The 22,961-nt window shown below is 36.4% G+C and carries 19 protein-coding genes; 13 read left to right on the forward strand and 6 right to left on the reverse strand.

All coding sequences use genetic code 11. The features are described from left to right. The first annotated feature begins 73 nt into the window (after window positions 1-73). From bglX to H6W53_RS00375, 3 genes are all read left to right on the forward strand, one after another. Window positions 74-2,296, forward strand: coding sequence for a beta-glucosidase BglX (gene bglX, locus H6W53_RS00365; protein ID WP_185204418.1), 2,223 nt, complete (start codon window positions 74-76; stop codon window positions 2,294-2,296). A 527-nt stretch (window positions 2,297-2,823) separates the two neighbouring features. Further along, window positions 2,824-3,633 carry a family 16 glycosylhydrolase gene (locus H6W53_RS00370; RefSeq protein WP_185204419.1) on the forward strand — a complete coding sequence of 270 codons (810 nt, stop codon included), beginning with the start codon at window positions 2,824-2,826 and terminating at the stop codon, window positions 3,631-3,633. Window positions 3,634-3,728: 95 nt separating this feature from the next. Further along, a complete protein-coding gene (locus H6W53_RS00375) occupies window positions 3,729-5,168 on the forward strand; it encodes a glycoside hydrolase family 30 protein (RefSeq protein ID WP_185204420.1) in 1,440 nt (479 codons plus the stop codon). 176 nt (window positions 5,169-5,344) lie between these two features. Here H6W53_RS00375 and H6W53_RS00380 read toward each other — a convergent pair whose 3' ends face one another. Both H6W53_RS00380 and H6W53_RS00385 read right to left on the reverse strand, forming a co-directional pair. Then, entirely contained in the window at window positions 5,345-6,154 is an 810-nt protein-coding gene (locus H6W53_RS00380) for an enoyl-ACP reductase (RefSeq protein WP_047375319.1), read from the reverse strand. A 120-nt stretch (window positions 6,155-6,274) separates the two neighbouring features. Further along, window positions 6,275-6,574, reverse strand: a complete 300-nt coding sequence (locus H6W53_RS00385; protein ID WP_087709915.1) for a hypothetical protein — start codon at window positions 6,572-6,574, stop codon at window positions 6,275-6,277. A 682-nt stretch (window positions 6,575-7,256) separates the two neighbouring features. Here H6W53_RS00385 and H6W53_RS00390 point away from each other — a divergent pair. Further along, window positions 7,257-8,639 (forward strand): hypothetical protein, encoded by a 1,383-nt coding sequence (locus H6W53_RS00390; protein WP_185204421.1) that lies wholly within the window; start codon window positions 7,257-7,259, stop codon window positions 8,637-8,639. Between the two features lie 132 nt (window positions 8,640-8,771). Here H6W53_RS00390 and H6W53_RS00395 read toward each other — a convergent pair whose 3' ends face one another. Continuing rightward, the gene (locus H6W53_RS00395; protein WP_185204422.1) at window positions 8,772-9,626 is read right to left on the reverse strand and encodes a nucleoside phosphorylase; all 855 of its coding nucleotides are present in this window, start codon (window positions 9,624-9,626) and stop codon (window positions 8,772-8,774) included. A gap of 255 nt (window positions 9,627-9,881) precedes the next feature. Between H6W53_RS00395 and H6W53_RS00400 the strand changes: the two genes are divergently transcribed. The 4 genes from H6W53_RS00400 (at window position 9,882) to H6W53_RS00415 (ending at window position 16,065) form a co-directional block, all read left to right on the forward strand. Next, entirely contained in the window at window positions 9,882-11,708 is a 1,827-nt protein-coding gene (locus H6W53_RS00400; protein WP_185204423.1) for a cytochrome-c peroxidase, read from the forward strand. Between the two features lie 199 nt (window positions 11,709-11,907). Further along, a complete protein-coding gene (locus H6W53_RS00405; protein WP_185204424.1) occupies window positions 11,908-12,753 on the forward strand; it encodes a hypothetical protein in 846 nt (281 codons plus the stop codon). 209 nt (window positions 12,754-12,962) lie between these two features. Next, complete coding sequence (locus H6W53_RS00410) at window positions 12,963-15,107, forward strand: PhoX family protein (RefSeq protein ID WP_185204425.1); 2,145 nt, start codon at window positions 12,963-12,965, stop codon at window positions 15,105-15,107. A 58-nt stretch (window positions 15,108-15,165) separates the two neighbouring features. Then, the gene (locus H6W53_RS00415; RefSeq protein WP_185204426.1) at window positions 15,166-16,065 is read left to right on the forward strand and encodes a leucine-rich repeat domain-containing protein; all 900 of its coding nucleotides are present in this window, start codon (window positions 15,166-15,168) and stop codon (window positions 16,063-16,065) included. Window positions 16,066-16,205: 140 nt separating this feature from the next. On the opposite strand, the gene H6W53_RS00420 is transcribed toward H6W53_RS00415, so the two are convergent. Continuing rightward, a complete protein-coding gene (locus tag H6W53_RS00420; protein ID WP_185204427.1) occupies window positions 16,206-16,529 on the reverse strand; it encodes a translation initiation factor in 324 nt (107 codons plus the stop codon). 151 nt (window positions 16,530-16,680) lie between these two features. On the opposite strand from H6W53_RS00420, the gene gpmI reads away from it, so the two are divergent. The 5 genes from gpmI (at window position 16,681) to H6W53_RS00445 (ending at window position 21,701) form a co-directional block, all read left to right on the forward strand. Continuing rightward, window positions 16,681-18,222, forward strand: a complete 1,542-nt coding sequence (gene gpmI, locus H6W53_RS00425) for a 2,3-bisphosphoglycerate-independent phosphoglycerate mutase (RefSeq protein WP_185204428.1) — start codon at window positions 16,681-16,683, stop codon at window positions 18,220-18,222. Window positions 18,223-18,469: 247 nt separating this feature from the next. Then, on the forward strand, window positions 18,470-19,450 hold the full coding sequence (locus tag H6W53_RS00430) for an acyl-ACP desaturase (protein ID WP_076390367.1): 981 nt from the start codon (window positions 18,470-18,472) through the stop codon (window positions 19,448-19,450). A 92-nt stretch (window positions 19,451-19,542) separates the two neighbouring features. Beyond that, on the forward strand, window positions 19,543-19,974 hold the full coding sequence (locus tag H6W53_RS00435) for a BT0820 family HAD-type phosphatase (RefSeq protein ID WP_076390366.1): 432 nt from the start codon (window positions 19,543-19,545) through the stop codon (window positions 19,972-19,974). Between the two features lie 150 nt (window positions 19,975-20,124). Further along, on the forward strand, window positions 20,125-20,934 hold the full coding sequence (gene map, locus H6W53_RS00440) for a type I methionyl aminopeptidase (protein WP_116099646.1): 810 nt from the start codon (window positions 20,125-20,127) through the stop codon (window positions 20,932-20,934). Continuing rightward, window positions 20,934-21,701, forward strand: a complete 768-nt coding sequence (locus H6W53_RS00445) for a class I SAM-dependent methyltransferase (protein WP_116099647.1) — start codon at window positions 20,934-20,936, stop codon at window positions 21,699-21,701. Before map ends, H6W53_RS00445 begins: the two co-directional genes overlap by 1 nt. A gap of 54 nt (window positions 21,702-21,755) precedes the next feature. Here the strand turns inward: H6W53_RS00445 and H6W53_RS00450 are convergent, their stop codons facing one another. Together H6W53_RS00450 and H6W53_RS00455 are read right to left on the reverse strand one after the other, a co-directional pair. Further along, the gene (locus H6W53_RS00450; protein ID WP_116099648.1) at window positions 21,756-22,460 is read right to left on the reverse strand and encodes a T9SS type A sorting domain-containing protein; all 705 of its coding nucleotides are present in this window, start codon (window positions 22,458-22,460) and stop codon (window positions 21,756-21,758) included. A gap of 124 nt (window positions 22,461-22,584) precedes the next feature. Further along, the gene (locus tag H6W53_RS00455; protein ID WP_116099649.1) at window positions 22,585-22,914 is read right to left on the reverse strand and encodes a DMT family transporter; all 330 of its coding nucleotides are present in this window, start codon (window positions 22,912-22,914) and stop codon (window positions 22,585-22,587) included. Window positions 22,915-22,961 lie beyond the last annotated feature (47 nt).

Below are 22,961 nucleotides of genomic sequence, written 5' to 3' on the forward strand. Positions count from 1 at the left end.
TAAATAAATTCATCCTGAACTTCAGGTTAAGAAGAAGTAGTACAAAAGGACAGATAATTAAAATTAGATTAAAATGAAGAGAGTTTATTTCTTATTGGCAGTTACAGCATTTGGAATCAATACATTCGCACAAAAGACAATTGATCAGAAAGTTTCAGAACTTTTGTCGAAAATGACGTTAGAAGAAAAAGTGGGACAGCTCGTTCAGTATTCAGGATTTGAATACGCAACAGGTCCGCAAAATTCCAATTCTGCAAGTGTTCTAAATGAAATAAAACAGGGAAAAGTAGGCTCAATGCTTAATGTGGCAGGAGCAGAAGAAACCAGAAAATTTCAGGAATTAGCTTTAAAATCGAGATTGAGAATTCCTTTATTATTCGGACAGGATGTCATTCACGGATACCGAACAACCTTTCCTGTAAATTTAGGTCAGGCAGCAAGTTGGGATTTAAAACTAATTGAAAAATCCGAAAGAATCGCAGCAACAGAAGCTTCAGCTTACGGAATTCACTGGACGTTTGCACCGATGGTCGACATCGCAAGAGATCCGAGATGGGGAAGAGTAATGGAAGGTTCTGGGGAAGATACCTATTTGGGAACCCAGATCGGTCTAGCCAGAATCCGTGGTTTTCAGGGAAAAGGTCTTGGAAATCTTGATGCCATCATGGCTTGTGCAAAACATTTTGCAGCCTATGGAGCAGCAGTGGGCGGAAGAGATTACAATTCTGTTGATATGAGTTTAAGACAATTGAACGAAACCTATCTTCCTCCTTTTAAAGCAGCGGCTGAAGCCGGAGTGGCAACATTCATGAACTCTTTTAATGACATCAACGGAATTCCGGCAACAGCAAACAAATACATTTTAAGAGACTTATTAAAAGGGAAATGGAATTATAAAGGTTTTGTGGTTTCAGATTGGGGCAGTATTGGCGAAATGGTTCCTCACGGGTACGCAAAAGACAATAAAGAAGCTGCAGAAAGAGCAATTATTGCAGGAAGCGACATGGATATGGAAAGCCGCGCTTACATGGCAGAACTTCCTAATCTGGTTAAAGAAGGAAAAGTAGATCCGAAGCTGATTGATGATGCCGCAAAAAGAATTTTGGTTAAAAAATTCGAGATGGGGTTGTTTGACGATCCTTACCGGTTCAGCAGTGAAAAAAGACAGCAGGAACAGACCAACAATCAGGAAAACAGAAAATTCGGAAGAGAATTTGGCTCAAAAAGCATTGTTTTGCTTAAAAATGAAAAAAATATTTTACCTCTTTCAAGATCTGTAAAAACGGTTGCTTTAATTGGTCCTTTCGGAAAGGAAACTTCTGCCAACCACGGATTTTGGTCGGTGGCTTTTAAAGATGATAACCAGAGAATTGTAACGCAGTTTGACGGAATTAAAAATCAATTGGATAAAAATTCAACATTACTTTATGCAAAAGGAGCAAATTTAGATGATCAGGACAGATCGATGTTTGCTGAAGCGGTGGAAACAGCAAAAAAAGCAGATGTCGTGATCATGACTTTAGGAGAAGGTCACGCGATGAGTGGTGAAGCAAAGAGCAGAAGCAATATCCATTTTTCCGGAGTTCAGGAAGATCTTTTGAAAGAAATTGCCAAAACAGGAAAGCCTATTGTTTTGATGATTAATGCAGGAAGACCTCTTGTCTTTGATTGGGCAGCAGACAATATTCCGGCAATCATGTATACTTGGTGGCTGGGAACGGAAGCCGGAAACTCCATTGCAGATGTTCTTTTCGGAACGGTAAATCCGGGCGGAAAACTTCCGATGACTTTTCCGAGAACGGAAGGTCAGATTCCGGTGTATTACAATCATTACAACACCGGAAGACCGGCAAAAAACAATATCGACAGAAACTACGTTTCAGCGTATATCGATTTGGATAATGATCCGAAATTTCCTTTTGGTTATGGTTTAAGTTATACCCAGTTTAAATATTCTGATATGAATTTAAGCTCAAATAGTCTTAAAAGAAATCAGACTTTAAATATTAGCGTAAATGTTACCAACAGTGGAAATTATGACGGGGAAGAAGTGGTGCAGTTATACATCAGAGATTTGTTCGGAAAAGTGGTAAGACCAGTAAAGGAACTGAAAGGTTTCCAGAAAGTTTTCATTAAAAAAGGAGAAACAAAAACCATCAGTTTTACGTTAACTCCCGAAAATCTTAAGTTCTATGACGATCAGCTCAATTACGACTGGGAAGGCGGAGAATTCGATATTATGGTCGGAACCGATTCTAAAAATGTTCAGACAAAAAGAATTAATTGGACAAAATAATATTATTTTTTACTTACTAAGAGCGGGATAAAACCCGCTTTTGGCGGTAGAAGGCTGAACAGTTTTTAGAAGTATATTAATTAAACACAATATTTGTCATTCCGAAAGAATCTAAATAATTTTTGCAGAGATGCTTCCAGCATGACAGACTTTGAAAATAATTAAATTAATTTTTAAACATATTGTTGTCATTCAGAACATAGACAGAAAGTCTACGAACGCAGTTCAGAAGCGGAGTGAAGAATCTAAATGACCAACATTTAAAATAGATTCTTCGTTCCTCAGAATAACAAGTATTGAGAATAAATTAAATAATAATTAAATCTTAATCTAGAATTTTTTAACGCAAAGATTAAGAAAACGAATTATTGATTTTAAGGAGGCAAAGAAGAATCAGCAAAGCTGATTTGATGAAGCTAACGTTTATGATAATACTTTATCAGCGACTGGTCGCAATCTTTGCTCATTAGCATTTTGTTTAATTAAATAAATCTTTGCGTTAAAATATAAACCTAAAACATTAAACTTTGAAAATAAAACTTCAACATATTTTTCATTTCATCATCGGAGGAACTTTGGTTTTTTCAACACTACATTGTGCTTCAAACAAACCCGATTCTAACAGAAAGCTAATCTGGAGCGATGAGTTTAATTACAAAGGCTTACCCGATTCTTCAAAATGGAACTATGATGTCGGCGGCGACGGTTATGGCAATAATGAAGCTCAGTTTTACACAAAAAACCGTCCGGAAAATGCAAGAGTGGAAAACGGAAATCTTATCATTGAAGCCAGAAAAGAAAACTGGGAAAAGAATAAATACACTTCCGCAAGATTACTGACAAGGGGTAAATTTTCCTTTCAGTACGGAACTGTTGAGGTTCGTGCCAAACTTCCTAAAGGTCGCGGAACGTGGCCTGCCATCTGGATGATGAGCGAAAATATGAAAAAATGGCCCGATGACGGAGAGCTGGATATCATGGAACATGTAGGATTTAATCAGGGATATATCCATGCTTCAGTTCATACCAAAAAGTATAACCACATCATCGGAACTCAGAAAACAGACACTTTGATTGTAAAAGATGCAAGTGAAAAGTTTCATATTTACAAAGCAGACTGGACGCCGGAGAAAATTGATGTTTATATTGATGATCAGAAATTTTTCACCTATGAAAACAAAGAAAAAACGTATGAAGCATGGCCTTTTGATCAGCCATATTTCATCATACTGAATCTTGCTGTCGGAGGTTTCTGGGGTGGAAAAGAAGGCATTGATGATACCATTTTTCCTCAGAAATATGAGATCGATTATGTAAGGGTTTACGAAAATAAATAGAATCACTTAAAATTCCCCTCCTTTGAAGCGGTGGATAAATTTTCAAAGAAAATTTAGACGGGGTGGTTTAATATAAAAAATAAGAAAAGATAATAATGAAGAGATTAATTGTAAGTTGCTTGGTTGTCGGTTTGGCTTTCAATGCAAATGCACAAAATTACTGGAAGAAAAATACAGGAAAAACGGCAAAAGTTTTTCTTACCAACTCGGCAACCAACGAAAAGATGGTGGACAAAGGCACCGTAAAATTCGAAAAATTTGGTCAGCCAAAAGAAACGGATGCGTGTATTTTTGTAGATCCGGATTTTAAATATCAGAAATTAATAGGAATCGGCGGTGCAATTACAGATGCTTCCGCAGAAACTTTTTATAAACTTCCGAAAGATAAGCAGAAAGAAATTATTGAAGCCTACTACGGAAAAAACGGTTTGGGATACACCGTTGTCCGTACCAATATGAATTCGTGTGATTTCTCAAGCGATTCTTACACTTATGTTCAGGAAAATGATAATTCGTTAAAATCATTTACTGTTGCACATGATGAAAAGTATAAGATTCCGATGATCAAAGAAGCACAAAAATTAATTGGAAAAGATTTTACCTTCTATTTCTCACCGTGGAGTCCGCCGGCTTGGATGAAATCAAACAAAAGTATGCTGAAAGGAGGAAGGCTGGAAAACGCGTTTTACCAGACATGGGCAGATTATTATATTAAATTCATTAAAGAATATGAAAAAAGAGGAATCAATGTTTGGGGACTTACCGTTCAGAACGAACCGATGGCAACGCAAACTTGGGAATCGTGTATTTATTCGGCGGAAGAAGAGGGGGAGTTCCTTAAAAATAATTTAGGTCCGACTCTTTGGAAAAATGGTTTCAAGGATAAAAAAGTGATGATCTGGGATCATAACCGTGATTTGATTTACCAGAGAGCAACCACCACACTCGGCGATCCTGAAACTTCTAAATATGCTTCAGGAATCGGCTATCACTGGTATGAAACATGGAACAACAAAACCCAGCTTTTTGATAATCTGACAGAAACTCAGAGAGCTTTTCCGGATAAGTTTTTAGCTTTTACCGAAGGCTGCAAAGAGCAGTTTGATATGTCTAAAATTTATGAAGTGAGTTTAGGCGAATTATACGGAAGGAATATGATTAACGATTTCAACAAAGGTACGGCTTTATGGACAGACTGGAATGTTCTTCTGGACGAAACAGGCGGGCCAAACCATGTGGGAAATTTCTGTTTTGCGCCAATCATTGCAGATACCAAAACCGGTGAAGTTCATTATACCTATGAATATTATTATGTAGGGCATGTTTCGAAATTCATTAAACCAAAAGCGGTTAGAATCGGAACTTCGTCAAATAGAGCTGCATTAACTTCAACCACTTTTATGAATGAAAATGGACAGTTGGTAACCGTAATCATGAATGATACGGATAACGATATGGATACAAATCTCTGGATCGAAGGTATGGCCGCAAAATTATCTGCTCCAGCACATTCTATACAGACTGTAATTTTATAGACTTCATATTAACATTTTTATTACGTTTCGGCGGAGCCAAAGGCTCCGCCGAAATTGTTTTATTCAAAAATATGTATTAATTGGCAGCAATTATAATCTACAAATTCTTTACATTGAAACATAAAAAAGCCGAATTCAATAATCCGGCTTAATTTATATAAGAATAATGATTTAAATTATTCAGTATCATATTTACTGATCACTCTCTGAGTAACCCCCGAACTGCTGAAACCTCCGTCATGGAAAAGATTCTGCATCGTTACTTTTTTCGTAAGATCAGAGAATAACGTTACACAGTAGTCTGCACATTCAAGAGCTGTAGCATTTCCTAATGGAGACATATCTTCTGCATATCCAAGGAAACCTCCGAAACCTTTCACGCCGCTTCCCGCCGTCGTCATTGTAGGAGACTGAGAAACCGTGTTTACACGTACTTTTCTTTCACCCCAGTAATTTCCGAAAGTTCTTGCAATGCTTTCAAGATAGGCTTTGTTATCAGACATATCATTATAATCCGGGAATGTTCTCTGTGCTGCAATATAGGTAAGTGCCAAAATACTTCCCCATTCGTTCATGCAGTCTTTTTCCCAAGCCACTCTCATTACTTTGTGGAAAGAAACCGCAGAGATATCCCAGCCTTTTTCTAACCAGTCGTAGTTCATTTCTGTATAATGTTTTCCTTTTCTCACGTTGATGGACATTCCGATAGAGTGAAGGATGAAATCGATTTTACCGAATTTGGCAACAGCAGCATCAAAAAGCTTTTCAAGATCCTCGATAGAAGTAGCATCTGCACCAATTACTTCAGATCCTGTTTTCTCTGCTAAACCGTTAAGTTCTCCCATTCTCAAAGCAATAGGAGCATTAGACAAAATAAATTCAGCACCTTCTTCATGACATCTTTCTGCAACTTTCCATGCGATCGATTGTTCATTAAGGGCTCCAAAAATAATTCCCTTTTTGCCTTTAAGTAAACCGTATGACATAATTTTTTAATGTTTATTATTATACAAATGTAGCAATATTTGTGTTTAGTACATAATAAAAAACGGAGCCTTCTGTAAAAAGACTCCGTTTTTCTTGAAAATATTTATATGACTGAAATTTTAATTCGTTTTCTTATTCCATTCTGCTTTTACATCTTCTGCTGCATCCTTCGTTTTTTCCCATGCATCATTGGCTTTATCTTTCACATCATCCCATGCATCGGCAAAATTATTTTTTACTCTGTCTAGCCAGTCTTCATGCTTTGCTTCCTCATCATTATTTCTTTTTTCATTAATATAATCTTTGGCTCTGTCTGCCAATTCCTCTACCTTCCATTTTGCATTATCTGCCGCATCCTTTAAAGAGTTTTTTGTGTTATCTACTGCGTTTTCTGCTTTGTTGTATTCTGAATTGTTCATAATGTGATATTTTGTTTGTGTGATTATGATTAAACAAGAACCATTCCTAAATTTTTTTCTGATTGTTAAAATTTTCATAAACTTTTATTTCGGAAGAGGAAAAGGTTTTAGAATTATTCTATAATATTTACAGTGTATATATTACACCAGATTTATATCTACTGAAATCATCATTTTAATGAGTAAAATGAAACTTTGAAAAACTTCTCTCATATTATCTAATATATTATCATAAATTTTTATTTTTAATAATTCAATGATTTGAGGTCCTTTTTTTTGTTATTAAGTTCATAAATAATTAATATTCATATTTTCTATTTTATTACAATTATTGTATTTTAACACGTTATACACCCCTGAAACCATCAATGTTTATATCTGTTTTTCTTCAATAAGCAGTGATAAATTGTGCTTTATTCATTTTTTCGTGATATTTTTTTTTGATAGGTAAATTTTTTAAAAAAGGATAAAATTATAAAAACACTGTTTTACTGTAATTTAAAGCCGATTTTGTATAGAATAAATTCTATGTTTTTGATCATTAAACAGTGATTAATAGGTGTATTTATTGCAAATTATTCACTTGTTGGTGTTAAATTGTAGAATTATTAAAAAAAATGAGGTTTTATTAAAAATTATTATATTTGCATTATCAAACTGATAGCTATTTAATAAACTAGAAATGCAAAAACAAACGAAACTTCAAATACTTATTACAGCTTTACTTTTTTCAGGCTTTACTTTTACATCAGCTCAGGTTGGGATAGGCACTTCATCGCCTAATCCTTCGGCTATGCTTGAAATTAATTCCGCTAATAAAGGAGTACTTTTTCCAAGTGTCTCTTTAGATTCCGAAACCGATAACATTACCATTCCTTCACCTGCCGAAGGATTAATAGTCTGGAACAACGGACAGGCAGGATTGGTAGAAACTGGATTCTTTTACTGGAACAATGCAAAATGGAATATGCTTTCCGTAGAAGGAAGTCAGGTAACCCCAGTTGTTCCCGGAGGAGGCGGAACTACTTCAGGCTGGAATGATTCCGCAACGAACAGTGGAACCAATGCAGGAGCGAATACTGCTCTCGCTTTAGGAACCAATACCTACGATGACCTTATTTTTAAAGTGAATTCTGTAAAAATGGGAAGACTGGGTGTAGACAATTCCGTAAGTTTAGGACCAATGGCAAACGCCGGACAGAACGGTATTTCAATCGGAACTTCAAGTTCTGCTTTTCAGGGAGTTTCTATCGGAAATGAAGCCTCTGTAGGCGCAAATGACGGTTTGGCAGTAGGAAACAAAGCAACAGCAGCGGCATTCAAATCAAATGCAATCGGCTATAATGCCAAAACCAATAAAAACGAATCCACAGCAATCGGGAATAATTCTTTAGCAGACGGATTTCAGTCTACCGCAATCGGATATAACTCAAAAACAACAGCCAACGAATCTTCCGCATTGGGAAACAATTCATTTGCGGCAGGATTTCAATCAGTAGCATTAGGTTACAATGCGAAAACAAATTCCAACAGTGAAACTGCGGTTGGATTCAATACGGTAACAAACGGACAGAATTCCACAGCGATAGGTTCCGGCGCTTCTGCAACAGGACAAAATTCCACAGCAATCGGTTACAACACGACGACAAGCCAGTATAATGCAATATCAATCGGAAACAGCAGTGCAAACGTAGGAATAGGAACAAGTACACCGAATACGACAGCAAGATTAGACGTTAACGGACAGTACAAATTGGGAAGCAAAGGAACGGTAAATAAAAACCAGATCAGTTTTGAGGTTTGGCCGGGTGTTTCTATTAATAATCTTCCTTCAGGAAAATCCACGACAATGGATATCGCGATTCCGGCAGCTATGGTTCCGACTTCAACGAAAGCGACGATTGTAGTAACTCCGGCTTCGGATTTTGCAGGTAATGCAACTTTCTCAATTTCGAATCCGAGAATGACTTCTACTTCAAATATTACCATCAATCTTACGAATATTTCAGGAAATGCAGAAAGTTTATACTCTGCGCATTTCTATGTAACTATTAATGAATTTTAATAGAATTGATAAAATAGTATAATGCGTCACTTCAGGACAGATTAATCAATCTTCAGGAAGTTTAATTTAATGGTTATAAAGAAAGGATCTCGCTTATGAGATCCTTTTGATTTATTAATGTTGAAAGTATAATTATTTAATGACTCTTTCTAAAACCCACTCGATAAGATTTTTTTCCGAAGCATGATGATCGGCGGAGAATTCTCCACGTCTTCTGTTGGCAATCACATTATTTACGGTAATGGCTTTATGTCCTAAAAGTTTAGACAACGCATAAATTGCGGATGTTTCCATTTCGAAATTGGTTACACCCAGATCGTTCAGAGTTTCTAGAAATTTATCGTCCACTGCTTTTAAACGCAACTGTCTTCCCTGTGGAGCATAAAAACCAGGGAAAGTAGCTGTGTTTCCGTGATATTTTGCATCCTTGTACAATTCTCCCAATTCTTCCGCCCAGTCTGCGAAATAAAGCATCGGCTTAATTTTCGGATAAGGGAATTTTTCCATGAAATTTCTTGAAAATTCATTTTCAAACGCATAATCCTGATAAAAATGCATTAAGCCGTCCAAGCCCACAACATTTTGTGTAACCAGCATATTGTCTACCTGAACCTCTGGATTCACACTTCCGCAGGTTCCCATTCTGAATAATTGTAAAGCAGAATGCTCCGTTTTAAATTCTTTATTTTTAAGATCGATATTTACCAGTGCATCAAGCTCGTTCATCACAATGTCAATATTCTCAGTCCCGATTCCGGTAGACATTACAGTGATTCTTTCGCCTCTTAACGTTCCTGTATGCGTGTAAAATTCTCTTTTATTTTTCTTTACTTCTACCTTGTCAAAATATTTTGAAACCTTCGCAACACGATCCGGATCGCCTACAAGAATAATTTTCTCAGCAATATCTTCCGGTAAAAGGTTCAGGTGATAAACACTTCCGTCTTCGTTCAGAACAAGTTCTGAAGCAGCAAGTTTATTCAGCATAAATTCGTTTTTATAGTTTAATACATTGAAATTGTGATTGGTTTCCGCCAATCTTTAAAAATCCTCTCCCAAGATCCTCATCATTATTTTCAGAATGTCAATATTGGAAATTGACCGCTCGGTAATGAATTTGATTTCGGGGTTTAAAATTAATAAAAAATACCCGAATAGAGATGTAAACATTATTTAATTCAGATTTAAAATTGTGGTAACGTCCGAATTGTGCGCTGTTAATAGATTTGCGCAAAAAATTTCATGAGATTTTATCCCTTTGCTGCGATCCTTTTTCTGCTTGTTTTTTCTGCAATGTCTTTCAATCCGGTTGATAAAGGAGTGAAAAGTGAAGATACATTCGTCAATCAAGGTTTGTCGGATTTCAAAAGTAAGCTTGAAAACTTAAAATCGGATGCCAAAAGTTTTTCGGAAGATAAAATTTCCCTTGAAGAACTTCAGCAGTCATTAAAAAATACCAGAAATTCTTTCAAGGAAATCGAGTTTTACGTCGCGTTTCACTATCCTGAATTTACAAAAACCCACCTCAATGCAGCACCGCTTTTTCATATTGAAGCAGCGGGAACTTCCGCTTATACACTTCCTCCGGAAGGATTACAGGTTTTGGACGGAATGATATTCTCGGATGAAGCACTTGAAAAAAAGGATGATATTAAAACAATTGCAGATTTTTTATACAACAGCTACGCGAGTTTTTATTTAAGTACCGTAAAAAACGGTTTAAGCAAAGGAAACAATAAAACATTACCGTTAAGAATTGAACTGATCAGAATCTACAGTTTAGGCGTTACAGGTTTCGATACTCCGGGTTCGCTGAATGTTTCCGATGAAACCGTTCATGCTTTTTCAGGGATGCAAAAATATCTTCATGATGATCTTTACTTTAAAAATTATAATATTCAGAAAGCCGATGCTATTTTAACAGACGGAATTAATTATCTCACAAAAAATACAGATTTTGAAACGTTCGACAGGATTGAGTTTTATAAAAAATACATTCAGCCTTTATACGAAGAATTCGGAAGCTGGGATGGAAGAACGGATGATCTGAAAGAATTTTCGGGTTGGAATGTGGGGAATAAAAACTTTTTCAGCAGCGATTTTCTGAATCCCTATTTTTATACATTATTAAAAAAAGACGAAGATAACGGAGATTTAAGAAAACTAGGAAAAGAAATTTTTTATGACCGGAATGTGAGTAACAGCGGAAAAATGAGCTGTGCAACCTGTCATTTACCGGAAAACGCATTCACCGATTTAAAAGCAAAATCTCCAAGTAATGTAGAAGGAAAAACTGTGCTGAGAAATTCTCCGTCTTTGTATAATGCGGTTTTTGCCAAAAGATTTTTCTATGATTTAAGGGCTTTTTACCTTGAACAGCAGGCAGAACACGTCATTTACAATAAAGATGAATTCAACACAAGCTATGAAAGCATCATTAAGAAATTAAAAACAAAACCGGAGTACAGAAAAGCTTTTAAAGCTGCCTTTAAAAATGGCGAAATCAATAAAGAAAATTTTTCCAAAGCTTTGAGTTCTTACGTAGCTTCATTATATTCTTATGAAAGCGATTTTGATCAATTTATGAGAAACGAAAAAGAAATTTCATCGGATGCGAAGAAAGGATTTAATCTTTTCATGGGAAAAGCAAACTGCGCGACCTGCCATTTTGCACCGAACTTTTCAGGTTTAGTTCCGCCGTTCTTTAATGAAAACGAATCTGAAGTTTTAGGAATTACCGCAAAACCAATCAGCCAGAATCCTTTGGAATTAGATGCAGATCAGGGAAGAATCAACAGTCCAGTGAAAAAGGAAAATTCATGGATCTATGAAAAGTCTTTTAAAACAGTAACGGTAAGAAATGCAGCTCTGACGAAACCTTATTTTCACAACGGTGCTTTTAATACTCTGGAAGAAGTTATGGATTTTTACAACGAAGGAGGAGGAGAAGGTCTTGGCTTACATGTGAAAAATCAGACGCTGGCTTCGGATAAGCTGAATTTAACCCAAACAGAGATTAAACAGATTATTGCATTTTTGAATTCTTTAACGGATGTAAGCCGGAAATAGTTAATGATCAATGAAATATTCAATAGTTTACGTACCACATTGATAAAATTTATAGATAAAGTTTTATTAAAATGACTATATTGCGCTGAGAATAAAACGTAAAACTTAGCTTTTCCATATCTGTAAAACAGGACAGATTATTTAAGCTAAAACAATACGATTAATAAAACTATTTACCTAAAAACTTAAATTTATATTCATGAAGTACGTTATCATTTTTGCAGCGATTCTTGCTGTGCTTATTATTTACACGGTAATTTCCAGCCGAAAAAGTTTAAAAAACGCTCCCGGAAGATTAATTAATGCCAGAAAATTGTATACTAACGGCGACTACAATGCCGCTTTAAAAGAATTAAGAGAAGCTTTTGTTCTTCCTTTCGGAGATAAAGTAACCTTAGAATACAGAACTCATGTTTTAGCTGTTTTAGATCTTTTAACAGAAATTTTAAACGGAATGAACGTTAAAGCCGATAAATTAACCGCCAAATTATACAAGCGACTGAATGAAGCTACGGGAACGATTCAGATTGAAGAATATTTGCTAAAACCGATCAATGATTTCTTCGAAAATACAGAATCTGATGAAAAACTGGCGGAATTTCTGAAAAAAGCAGCAATGTCGGGTGAGATTGGTGTTGTTTACAGTGATGATAATTCCGGACCGGATATCAGCAACAGAACCAATGAATTTATCAACCGCGGCGGGAAATTTTTAATGAAGGGAGAGTACCAGAACGCGATTGATGTTTATAATGAGGCACTCACCCAAAGTTGGGATCAGCAGGATGAAGCTTTTCTGTACGATCAGTTAGCATCATGTCATTTTATGAATAAAGATATAGTTTCGGCGGAAGCAAATTACCAGAAAAGTATTAGTATTAAACCGTACTACACCAATGTGTGGAACTATTGCGACTTTTTGATTTATAACAAGCGAAAAGCAGATGCGGAAACACAGATGTCTAATCTCGCTACACTGATTAAGACAAAATCAGATCAGAAAGAATACGATAGTCTGTTCAAAAAATGGTACAGCCTGTCTTAAAAACCTAACCCAATTGAATACAATTAAAAGTCATATATTTTATATGGCTTTTTTTGGTTCTTATAAGTTCTGACTTAACATAAAATTCATGTAATTAACATTCGGTTTTCCATTAGTTAATATTTTAGAATATTTATTTAAAATCCTATTAACAGGGACTTTGCTTCAATCCGGTAGTTTTGTACTGTTTAATAAATCGAAATTTTAAAATGAAAAGAAAACTACTAACAGTTGCAGCTCTTGCAATGGTCACGGGTTCGTTACTGAACGCACAGACTTTTATTTTTAACAAAAATTCTGCATGGAAATACAACGATAGCAATACTGCTTTGGCATCCCAATGGAAAACAGCAACTTATGATGTTTCCACATGGTCTCAGGGAAACGGACCTCTTGGTTATGGTGATCCTGTAACGACCACAACGGCTACAGGACTTATTACAGCATATTTTGCTAAAGATTTTACCGTAAACTTAAACGATCTTTCTTCCACTATGGAATTAGGAGTGATGAGAGATGACGGAATCGTAGTTTATCTTAATGGAGAAGAAGTCGTAAGAGACAATATGCCTTCCGGAACAATCGATTTCAATACACTCTCAAGTACAACAATCGATGGAGCGGCAGAAAGTGTTTACAATGTTTTTTCTATTCCAAAATCCAAATTCGTTAACGGAAACAACAGAATCTCCATCGAATTGCACAACCGAGGCGCTTCAAGTTCAGATTTAAGAATTGATGCTTATCTTAAAACAACTTCAACCGTAACTCCGGTTCCTTGTAACGCCAATCACATCAGTTGTTTTACTTCCATCGTTCCTACCGCACAGACAAATAAACTAATCATTCCAACAGAACATAAATATCAGCTTATTCTTAAAGAAGGTGACAATTATACAGAAGGTGGAGGTTTAGTAGGAGGACAGAACGATTTCACAGCTTATGTTCCGAAAAATGCAAGCAGTACCAACGGATATCTTTCTGTAAACCACGAAACAAATCCGGGAGGAGTTACCATGGCGGAAATCAATTATAATGCAACCACGAAACTTTGGCAGTTGTCCCGATCAAGAGCAGTGAGCTTTTCGGCTCCGAGTCTGGTTCAGACCATCAGAAACTGTTCGGGAGGCGTTACTCCGTGGGGAACGGTGGTAACTGCGGAAGAGCAGACTACTTCAAGCGACGTTAATGCAGACGGAATGAAAGATTACGGATGGCTGGTAGAAATAGATCCGGCAACCGCTCAGGTCATTTCCCAGAATACAGACGGATCTAAAGGAAAACTTTGGCAGATGGGAATCATGAATCACGAAAATGTAGTGATTAATAATACAGGAACAATTGCTTATTACGGTGAAGACGGCGGAACACACATGGTGTATAAATATGTGATGGATACTCCGAACAATCTTTCATCAGGAAATCTTTATGTGCTGAAACTGGATCAGGGATTAAGCGGAGGAGATCCTGTTGCAACAACCGGAACCTGGATTCAGGTTCCTAATAAAACAAAAGCAGACCAGAATAACACTACCGCTTTGGCACAGTCTCTTGGCGGAACGTCTTTCAACGGAATCGAAGATGTGGATATCAGTCCGCTTGACGGAAAAATCTATTTTACGGCAAAAGGTCTTAATAAAGTGTACCGATTAAAAGATGACGGAGCCACAGCTTCTCAGGTGGAAACTTTCGTAGGAGGTCTTACCACAAACTATTCTTTCGACACAGCGCAGGGAACAAAAACCGAAGCTTGGGGAGACGGAAACGACAACCTTACGTTCGATGAACTTGGAAATCTTTGGGTGCTTCAGGATGGTGGTAAAAACTACATCTGGGTAATCGCTCCGGATCATACTCAGGCAAATCCTAAAGTGAAACTATTCGCTTCCATGCCTGCAGGATCGGAACCGACCGGACTTACCTTTACGCCGGATCACAAATTCGGGTTCTTCTCCGTACAGCATCCGGATTCTACAATTTCAACTGATATTGATGCGACAGGAAATACGGTTGATTACAGAGGAAAATCGGCAACCGTTGTTATCGCTCTTAAAAACAATTTAGGAACTACAGGTTCATTAGGAACAATTGATGCTCAGACAGAAAATACAGTAACTGTTGCTCCGAACCCGACTTCAGGATTGGTGAAGATCAATTCTCCTAAAGGCTTGAAAAACATTATGGTAACAGCGTACAGTATCGATGGGAAGATTGTTTTCACCCAGAAATATTCAGGATTGAATAAAGTTTTAGACTTAGACTTTACAAAACAGCTTGAAGCTTCAAGAGTACTGGTTCTGAATATCGAAGCAGAAGGAGGATTTCAGCAGACGGTAAAATTGTTAAAAAAATAAATTATTAATATTTACATAACTGCCGGTGATTTTATATTGCCGGTAGTTTTTTATTTGTATGAAAAAGCTCTTTTTTTCTATTTCATTTTTAATACTTTCACAGGCAAAAGCACAGATTGATCCTGTAAAATATCCGACGTATACAAATGTGGATGACGCAATAAAAAGCGGACAAACCATTTACAGCATAAGTTTCAGAGGAAAAATCATGTACAATCTTCCGGTTGAAATCCAAAAGTTAACATCCATCTTTTTCCTGAATTTAATGGAAAACAGGTTTGAGAAAATGGATGAGTCGATTTTCAGGTTGAAAGAACTTACCATTTTAAACTTAAACGAAAACAGCATCAAATACATTCCGGACGAAATCGCAGAACTTCAGAAACTGGAAAGCTTTTCCATTAATTTAAATAGTTTAACGAAGATAAATCCGAATTTGGCAAAACTTCAGAAATTAAAGGTGATTCATCTTGATGCCAATAGTCTGAACGTTTTTCCGGAAGCTTTACTAAAAATTCCGAGTCTGGAGGAAATTAATTTACAGGGAAATCAAATCAGTTTTATTGCTAAAGATTTAGATCAGATTAAAAACCTGAAATCATTAAATCTGGCTTCCAATCAGATTAACGATTTGGGAGATTTAAAATTCCCTAAAGACATAAAATACATAGAATTACAGCAGAATTCAATTTCAAAACTTCCCGATGGATTATTTCAATCCGGAAATCTGGAGTTTTTAAATGTAAGCCAAAACCATATCAAAGAAATTTCGCCCAAAGTAAAAGGACTGAAAAATATAGTAAGCATGAATTTAGCAAACAATCAGCTAAAAGATCTTCCTTCCGAGTTTTCTCAACTGAAGAATCTTAAAACACTGATCTTAACAGGTAATCCGATGGAAAAATCAACCATCGAAAAGTTAAAAACCATGATGCCGCAAACACAGATTTATTTTTAAAAATCTTAAAATTATAACGTAACATTTGCAAGGCTTCCACTATCATTTGCTGAACGAAGTGCCGTTGCGAACGAGAATATTTTCAGGTAAGATTAGAAAACTTTCGCGGTCATAGCGTTTGAAGAATTTAAAATTAAAAACTATCCGCCAACTCTCTTGGTTTTATAGCCCATTTCTTTAAGGATATTCATAATCTTATCACGGTTATCTCCCTGAATGATAATTGTTCCATCCTTTTCAGAACCACCGATTCCCAGTGTGGTTTTTATCTTTTTTGAAATGTTTTTCAGGTCTTCTTCACTTCCTTCCCAACCTTCAACAATTGTCACGGGCTTTCCGTTTCTGCCTTTTTTCTCAAATTTACACACCAAAGGTTCCTTTTGTCTGAACTGTTCTTCAGGCATCTCAAAATCCTGCTCTTCATGATCAGGAAAAAGGTTTTTCAGTTGATCTCTTAAATCCATACAGCAAAATTAATAAAATATTTACTTTTTTGCTATTAACTAAAAAGTAAAATACGTTTATACTAAAAACAAATTTTAAACGAAATTTAAGTCCGTCAATTGTTGATTTCATTTCAAAATAAATAAATTTGTAGGACAAAAGTTTATAAAAATGTCGAAAAAAGCAATATTAGCGATCCTTGACGGATGGGGATTGGGAATGAATCCGGACGTTTCAGCCATTGATAAAGCAAACACTCCTTTTATAGATAACTGCCTTAAAAATTTTCCACATACAACACTCGAAGCGAGCGGTTTAGCCGTTGGACTTCCTGCAGGACAGATGGGAAATTCCGAAGTTGGGCATATGAACTTAGGAGCAGGTAGAGTAGTGTACCAAAATCTGGTTAAACTGAATATGGCGGTTGAAAACGGATCTTTAGGTCAGCAGAAAGTCATTCAGGATGCTTTTGATTATGCTAAAAAAGAAAACAAAAAAGTACATTTCATCGGTTTGGTTTCCAATGGAGGAGTACATTCACATATCAACCATTTAAAAGGACTTTTAACGGCAGCCCACGAATTCGGACTGAATGAAAATGTTTTCGTTCATGCCTTTACAGACGGGCGCGACTGCGATCCGCTTTCAGGAAAAGGGTTTATCGAAGAACTTCAGAATCACATGGAAAAAACGGTAGGAAAACTGGCAACCGTAGTCGGAAGATATTACGCAATGGATCGTGATAAAAGATGGGAGCGTGTAAAACTCGCTTATGATGCGATGGTAGAAGGAGTGGGAGAACAGTCTACGGATGCATTGGCTTCAATTCAGAAATCTTATGATAATCATGTGACGGATGAATTTATAAAGCCGATTATCATGATTGATTCCACGCAGACAGGAAATGTGGTTCCGATTGCTAAAATAACAGATCAGGATGTGGTGATCTGCTTCAATTTCCGTACAGACAGAGGTCGAGAGATCACTGAAGTACTTTCTCAGAAAGATTTCCCGGAGTTTTTTATGAGAAAACTGTCGCTTTACTATGTTACATTAACAAACTATGATAAAACGTTCCAGAACGTTCATGTAGTTTTCGATGAAGAAGTTTTGCACGAAACGATGGGCGAGATTTTAGAAAAAAATCATAAGACGCAGATCAGGATTGCGGAAACAGAAAAATATCCTCACGTTACCTTTTTCTTTTCAGGAGGGAGAGAAGCTGAATTTGTGGGCGAAAAAAGATTGCTTTGCCCAAGTCCGAAAGATGTTCCGACCTACGATTTAAAACCCGAAATGTCAGCATACGATATTACCAACGCGATTGTTCCCGAGCTGGAAAACGAAACCGCGGATTTTATCTGTCTGAATTTTGCAAACACAGACATGGTAGGTCATACCGGAGTTTTTGAAGCAGCCGTTAAAGCGGCTGAAACGGTGGATAAATGTATTGAAAGAGTAGCAACTACTGCTTACGAACATGGTTATGCCGTTTTCATTTTGGCAGACCACGGAAATTCTGATGTGATGATTAATCCGGACGGAACCCCAAATACACAGCATTCCATCAATCTGGTTCCTTTCATCGTAATGGACAAAGATCAGACATGGAATCTTAAGCCCGGAAAATTAGGCGATGTGGCACCTACGATCTTAAAAGTGATGGGAGTGGAAATTCCTGAGATTATGACAGGCGATATTTTAGTCAGCTAAAAGATAAAAGTTTTAAATCATTGTTAAATGCGACAGACTTTTCAAACTTAAAAAAGGACAGTAGAAAAAATCCTAACGAACTTTAATCTAAAATATTATTTAAAATTCAGAAATAATAAAGATAAAATGCCGTTATTATTTACATAGCGGTATTTTTTTATGACTAATATCAGAAATAATTAACAAAATATTATGTCCTAAATAATAAATAAAACTATAAATTTGCAGTTTAATCTAAATTCTAAAAATGTATCAAAAGCTTGTAAGGAAAGAAGTAATGGGAATTTTGGAAAAGGAGGTAGGTTCTTTTCTGAATAAATTTTTAACGCCAATCGAGAAAATCTGGCAGCCTTCCGATTATCTTCCGGATCCGTCGAGTGAAGATTTTAAACATGATTTAGAAGAAATACAGACTTTCGCACGCGAAATGCCTTACGATCTTTTCGTAACGCTTATCGGCGACTGTATCACAGAAGAAGCTCTGCCTTCTTACGAATCCTGGTTAATGGGAGTAGACGGAGTAGACCAGGAGCAGAAAGAAATTGGCTGGGCAAACTGGGTAAGAGCTTGGACTGCTGAAGAAAACAGACACGGAGATCTTTTAAGCAAATATCTTTACCTGTGCGGAAGAGTGAACATGAGAGAAGTTGAGGTTACCACTCAATATCTTATTAATGACGGTTTCGATCTGGGAACAAGCATGGATCCTTACAGAAACTTCATCTATACAAGTTTTCAGGAAACTGCGACCAACATTTCTCACCGAAGAGTAGGAACTCTCGCAAAACAGTCCGGAAACGGAAAATTAGCTAAAATGTGCGGAGTAATTGCGGCGGATGAAGCAAGACACGCGAAAGCTTACAAACATTTTGTAGAAAAAATCCTTGAGATCGATCCTTCGGAAATGATCCTTGCTTTTGAAGATATGATGCGTAAAAAAATCGTAATGCCGGCTCACATGATGAGACAGTCCGGACAAAAAGCAGGAGAGCTTTGGGGACATTTCTCAGACGCTGCGCAAAGATGCATGGTGTATACAGGACAGGATTACATCAATATCCTTAAAGACCTTCTGGACGAATGGAAAATCGAACACGTAAAAGGTCTTAATGAAAAAGCTGAAAAAGCACAGGAATATTTAATGAAACTTCCTGCAAGACTTCAGAAAATCACGGACAGAATTTCAACGCCGGATCTTCAGTTTCAGTTCAGTTGGGTGAAAAGTTAGTTCTATAATTGGATAAATTATAAAGTAGGAGTGCTAAGTGTTTTTAGCACTCTTTTTATTTTGTATCTTTGCATTTCTAAATCTTAAATATAATGATGAATAATAAGAAAATTGCTGTTGATTTCGACGGAACCATTGTAGACGATGCGTACCCAGGAATCGGCAAGGCAAAGGTTTTTGCTTTCGAGACACTTAGAAGACTTCAGGCAGAGGGGTTCAGATTGATTCTGTGGACATACAGACACGGAAAAACATTAGATGAAGCAGTAGAATTCTGCAGAAAAAACGGGATTGAATTTTATGCAGTCAATTCAAGTTTTGAAGGAGAAGTTTTCGATCCGGAAACACAATCCAGAAAGCTGGATGCAGATTGGTTTATTGATGACCGAAATCTGGGAGGTTTTCCGGGATGGGGCGAAATTTACAATATTATTCAGGAAAGGATAGAATTCCGTGTGGAAGGAAAAGAGGTTTTAGCCTATTCAAAACTAAAAAAAGAAAAGAAAAAAGGATTATTCTGGTAGAATTTAGAAATTAGAAGGCAGGTGTTAGAAATTAGTCTGAGATCACTTTTAATTATTTATCAGAAAAGTAAGATGTTTAGAATGAGAAAATTTATTCATTAAGTTGTAAATCTAATTTCTGGCATCTAATATCTAACATCTATATAAACAATGATTCAATTAAAAACAATAGACGAACTACGTCTTATGAAAGAAAGTGCCCGTTTGGTTTCCAGAACATTAGGAATGTTGGCGAAAGAAATCAAACCTGGGATTACCACTTTATATCTGGATAAATTAGCACACGATTTCATTAAGGATCACGGTGCTGAACCTGCATTTTTAGGATATGGAGGATTTCCGTACTCTTTGTGTATTTCTCCGAATGAGCAGGTGGTTCACGGTTTTCCGAGTAAAGAAGAAATTAAAGAAGGAGATGTGCTTTCGGTAGACTGTGGTGCAGTTCTGAACGGTTTTGTGGGAGATCATGCCTATACTTTTGAGATCGGGGAAGTAAAACCTGAAACCAAAAAACTTTTAAAAGTAGCTAAAGAATCTCTTTATAAAGGAATTGAGCAATGCGTAAGAGGAAAGAGAATCGGGGATATTTCCCACGCTATTCAGGCGCACTGTGAAAAAGAAGGATATGGTGTTGTAAGAGAATTGGTAGGTCATGGTGTCGGAAGACAGATGCACGAAGATCCGCAGGTTCCGAATTACGGAAGACAGGGCAGTGGAAAAGTAATTAAAGACGGATTAACGATTGCAATCGAACCCATGATTAATCTGGGAACTGAAAAAGTGAAGTTTCATAATGATGGATGGACGGTGACAACATTAGACAATCAGCCTTCTGCGCACTTCGAGCACGATGTTGCGGTAGTCAACGGTAAACCGGTGCTGCTTTCAACATTCCAGTACATTTATGAAGCTTTGGGAATTGTAAGCGATGAAGAAAAAGCCTTCCAATTGGATTTTTAATGAAAAAAGTAACTAAACTTTTACTGAATAAAATTCCGCGTCCGATGCTTATTAAAATGAGCATTTGGGCACGACCGCTTATCTATCAGTTTTTTAAAGGCGATACGTTTTTTGATCCTATTGACGGAAAATCTTACCGTAAATTTCTTCCTTACGGATACGGAAGTCAGCGTGAAAACGCCTTGTCTCCCGGAACGTTGAGTCTGGAAAGACATCGCCAGATGTGGCTTTACCTGCAAAATGAGACCGATTTTTTCATTAAAAATTACAAAGTTCTGCATATTGCTCCGGAGCAGGAATTCCTTCGAAAGTTTAAAAGAATGAAAAACTTAAACTACATTTCTGCCGATCTTTTTTCGCCGATTGTAGATGTAAAAGCAGACATTCTTGATCTTCCTTTTGAAAATGAAAGCTTTGATATTATTTTTTGCAACCACGTTCTGGAACATATTGAAGATGATGCAAAAGCGATGAGCGAACTATACCGTGTTTTAAGACCGGGAGGTTGGGGAATTCTTCAGGTTCCGATGAAAAATTCTCTGGAAAAAACGTACGAAGATTTTACGATTAAAGATCCGAAAGAACGTCAGAAGCATTTCGGGCAGTACGATCACGTTCGCTGGTACGGAATGGATTATTTCGACCGACTGAAAAAAGCTGGATTTGAAACGGATATTAATTTTTATTCTAAACAGTTTACCCAGGAGGAAATAAAAAAATACGGGCTCAGAGAAAATGAAATTCTGCCTTTGGTATATAAAAAATAACAAAAACGTCTTCATTGCGAAGACGTTTTTGCTGTATTAATGATAACAAACAATTTATTCTTTAATAAACTTCAAAGGTTTTTGTCCTTCAATCATTAAAATATATTGTCCTTTTTCAAAATTTTGAGTGTCAATTTTTACTTTTTTGTCGGATGTCTTACCTTCATACATCATTTGTCCAAGCATATTGAAAACCTTTACAGGAAGATCATTTTCCAGATTTATCACAATTAAATTATCCTTTACAGGATTTTGAAAAGAAAAGGTTGCTTTGAGGGTATTCTCTTTTGTAGATAAAATGGAACTGTTGTAATAGATTTTATTACCATTAGAAGGATTTGTTATGATTAAAGTCTTTCCTGAACCATTGGGAATCACCTGATAATTATAAACCTGACCAATTGCCGGATTAACGTAAAAATCACAGTTTTTTTGATCATATCCTTGTACAGCCGTCAAATTATTTCCCCAGTAATCTGCCAACGTACATCCTGCAGAATTGTTTTTAATAAAGGAATCATCTATCGTAGAAAAGGTAAGCGGTATTCCGGAAACATTAAAATACTTTGAAGTAAAAACGTTACTTCCGGATGAATTTGAAAATGTAGAAGGCTGAAGAGACTGATCCATAGTCGGCGTAACAATGGTCTGTCCGCTAATGGTCATTTGTGAAATATACCAGTTTGTATTAAACAGTTGGGAACTATTCTGTGCAAAGATAAGACTGCTTGTAAATAACAATAGTAAAGTTTTTTTCATGGTTGAAATTTTTTCAAAGATAATTAAAATTATAAACTTTCTGTAATAAAAAAACCGCTTTCAAATTCTGAAAACGGCTCTGCTATAAAGCATTTAACAAGATTATAAATTTTTCTTTAATTTTTTAATGTGCAGAAACAGCTTTCAGTCCAACCACAGATCCTATTAAAGTTACAATAAAGAAAATTCTCCAGAAGCTTACCGGATCTTTAAAAAAGAAAATTCCCATTAAAACAGTTCCTACCGCTCCAATTCCTGTCCAGACGGCATAAGCGGTTCCAATAGGTAAGGTTTGGGTGGCTTTAATCAGTAAAAGCATACTTACCGTTAAAGAGATCAGAAAACCTGCAAACCAAAAGTACATTGTTGTTCCGCTTGTTTCTTTTACTTTTCCCAAACATGAAGCAAAGGCAACTTCAAATAGTCCTGCAATAATCAAGATGATCCAATTCATTTTTCTGTAATTTTCAAATGCAAAGTTCCGTAATTTGGAAAGAATAA

This window comes from Chryseobacterium sp. C3 (assembly GCF_014218905.1).
GTDB lineage: Bacteria > Bacteroidota > Bacteroidia > Flavobacteriales > Weeksellaceae > Chryseobacterium > Chryseobacterium mucoviscidosis.

What these genes read in the sequence shown, in the direction of transcription:
- H6W53_RS00400 (WP_185204423.1), top strand. Translation starts at nt 9,882, where the DNA reads ATGAGATTTTATCCCTTTGCTGCGATCCTTTTTCTGCTTGTTTTTTCT.
- gpmI (WP_185204428.1), top strand. Translation starts at nt 16,681, where the DNA reads ATGTCGAAAAAAGCAATATTAGCGATCCTTGACGGATGGGGATTGGGA.
- H6W53_RS00450 (WP_116099648.1), bottom strand. Translation starts at nt 22,460, where the DNA reads ATGAAAAAAACTTTACTATTGTTATTTACAAGCAGTCTTATCTTTGCA.
- H6W53_RS00390 (WP_185204421.1), top strand. Translation starts at nt 7,257, where the DNA reads ATGCAAAAACAAACGAAACTTCAAATACTTATTACAGCTTTACTTTTT.
- H6W53_RS00410 (WP_185204425.1), top strand. Translation starts at nt 12,963, where the DNA reads ATGAAAAGAAAACTACTAACAGTTGCAGCTCTTGCAATGGTCACGGGT.
- bglX (WP_185204418.1), top strand. Translation starts at nt 74, where the DNA reads ATGAAGAGAGTTTATTTCTTATTGGCAGTTACAGCATTTGGAATCAAT.
- H6W53_RS00415 (WP_185204426.1), top strand. Translation starts at nt 15,166, where the DNA reads ATGAAAAAGCTCTTTTTTTCTATTTCATTTTTAATACTTTCACAGGCA.
- H6W53_RS00405 (WP_185204424.1), top strand. Translation starts at nt 11,908, where the DNA reads ATGAAGTACGTTATCATTTTTGCAGCGATTCTTGCTGTGCTTATTATT.
- map (WP_116099646.1), top strand. Translation starts at nt 20,125, where the DNA reads ATGATTCAATTAAAAACAATAGACGAACTACGTCTTATGAAAGAAAGT.
- H6W53_RS00395 (WP_185204422.1), bottom strand. Translation starts at nt 9,626, where the DNA reads ATGCTGAATAAACTTGCTGCTTCAGAACTTGTTCTGAACGAAGACGGA.
- H6W53_RS00445 (WP_116099647.1), top strand. Translation starts at nt 20,934, where the DNA reads ATGAAAAAAGTAACTAAACTTTTACTGAATAAAATTCCGCGTCCGATG.
- H6W53_RS00430 (WP_076390367.1), top strand. Translation starts at nt 18,470, where the DNA reads ATGTATCAAAAGCTTGTAAGGAAAGAAGTAATGGGAATTTTGGAAAAG.
- H6W53_RS00380 (WP_047375319.1), bottom strand. Translation starts at nt 6,154, where the DNA reads ATGTCATACGGTTTACTTAAAGGCAAAAAGGGAATTATTTTTGGAGCC.
- H6W53_RS00385 (WP_087709915.1), bottom strand. Translation starts at nt 6,574, where the DNA reads ATGAACAATTCAGAATACAACAAAGCAGAAAACGCAGTAGATAACACA.
- H6W53_RS00435 (WP_076390366.1), top strand. Translation starts at nt 19,543, where the DNA reads ATGATGAATAATAAGAAAATTGCTGTTGATTTCGACGGAACCATTGTA.
- H6W53_RS00455 (WP_116099649.1), bottom strand. Translation starts at nt 22,914, where the DNA reads ATGAATTGGATCATCTTGATTATTGCAGGACTATTTGAAGTTGCCTTT.
- H6W53_RS00375 (WP_185204420.1), top strand. Translation starts at nt 3,729, where the DNA reads ATGAAGAGATTAATTGTAAGTTGCTTGGTTGTCGGTTTGGCTTTCAAT.
- H6W53_RS00420 (WP_185204427.1), bottom strand. Translation starts at nt 16,529, where the DNA reads ATGGATTTAAGAGATCAACTGAAAAACCTTTTTCCTGATCATGAAGAG.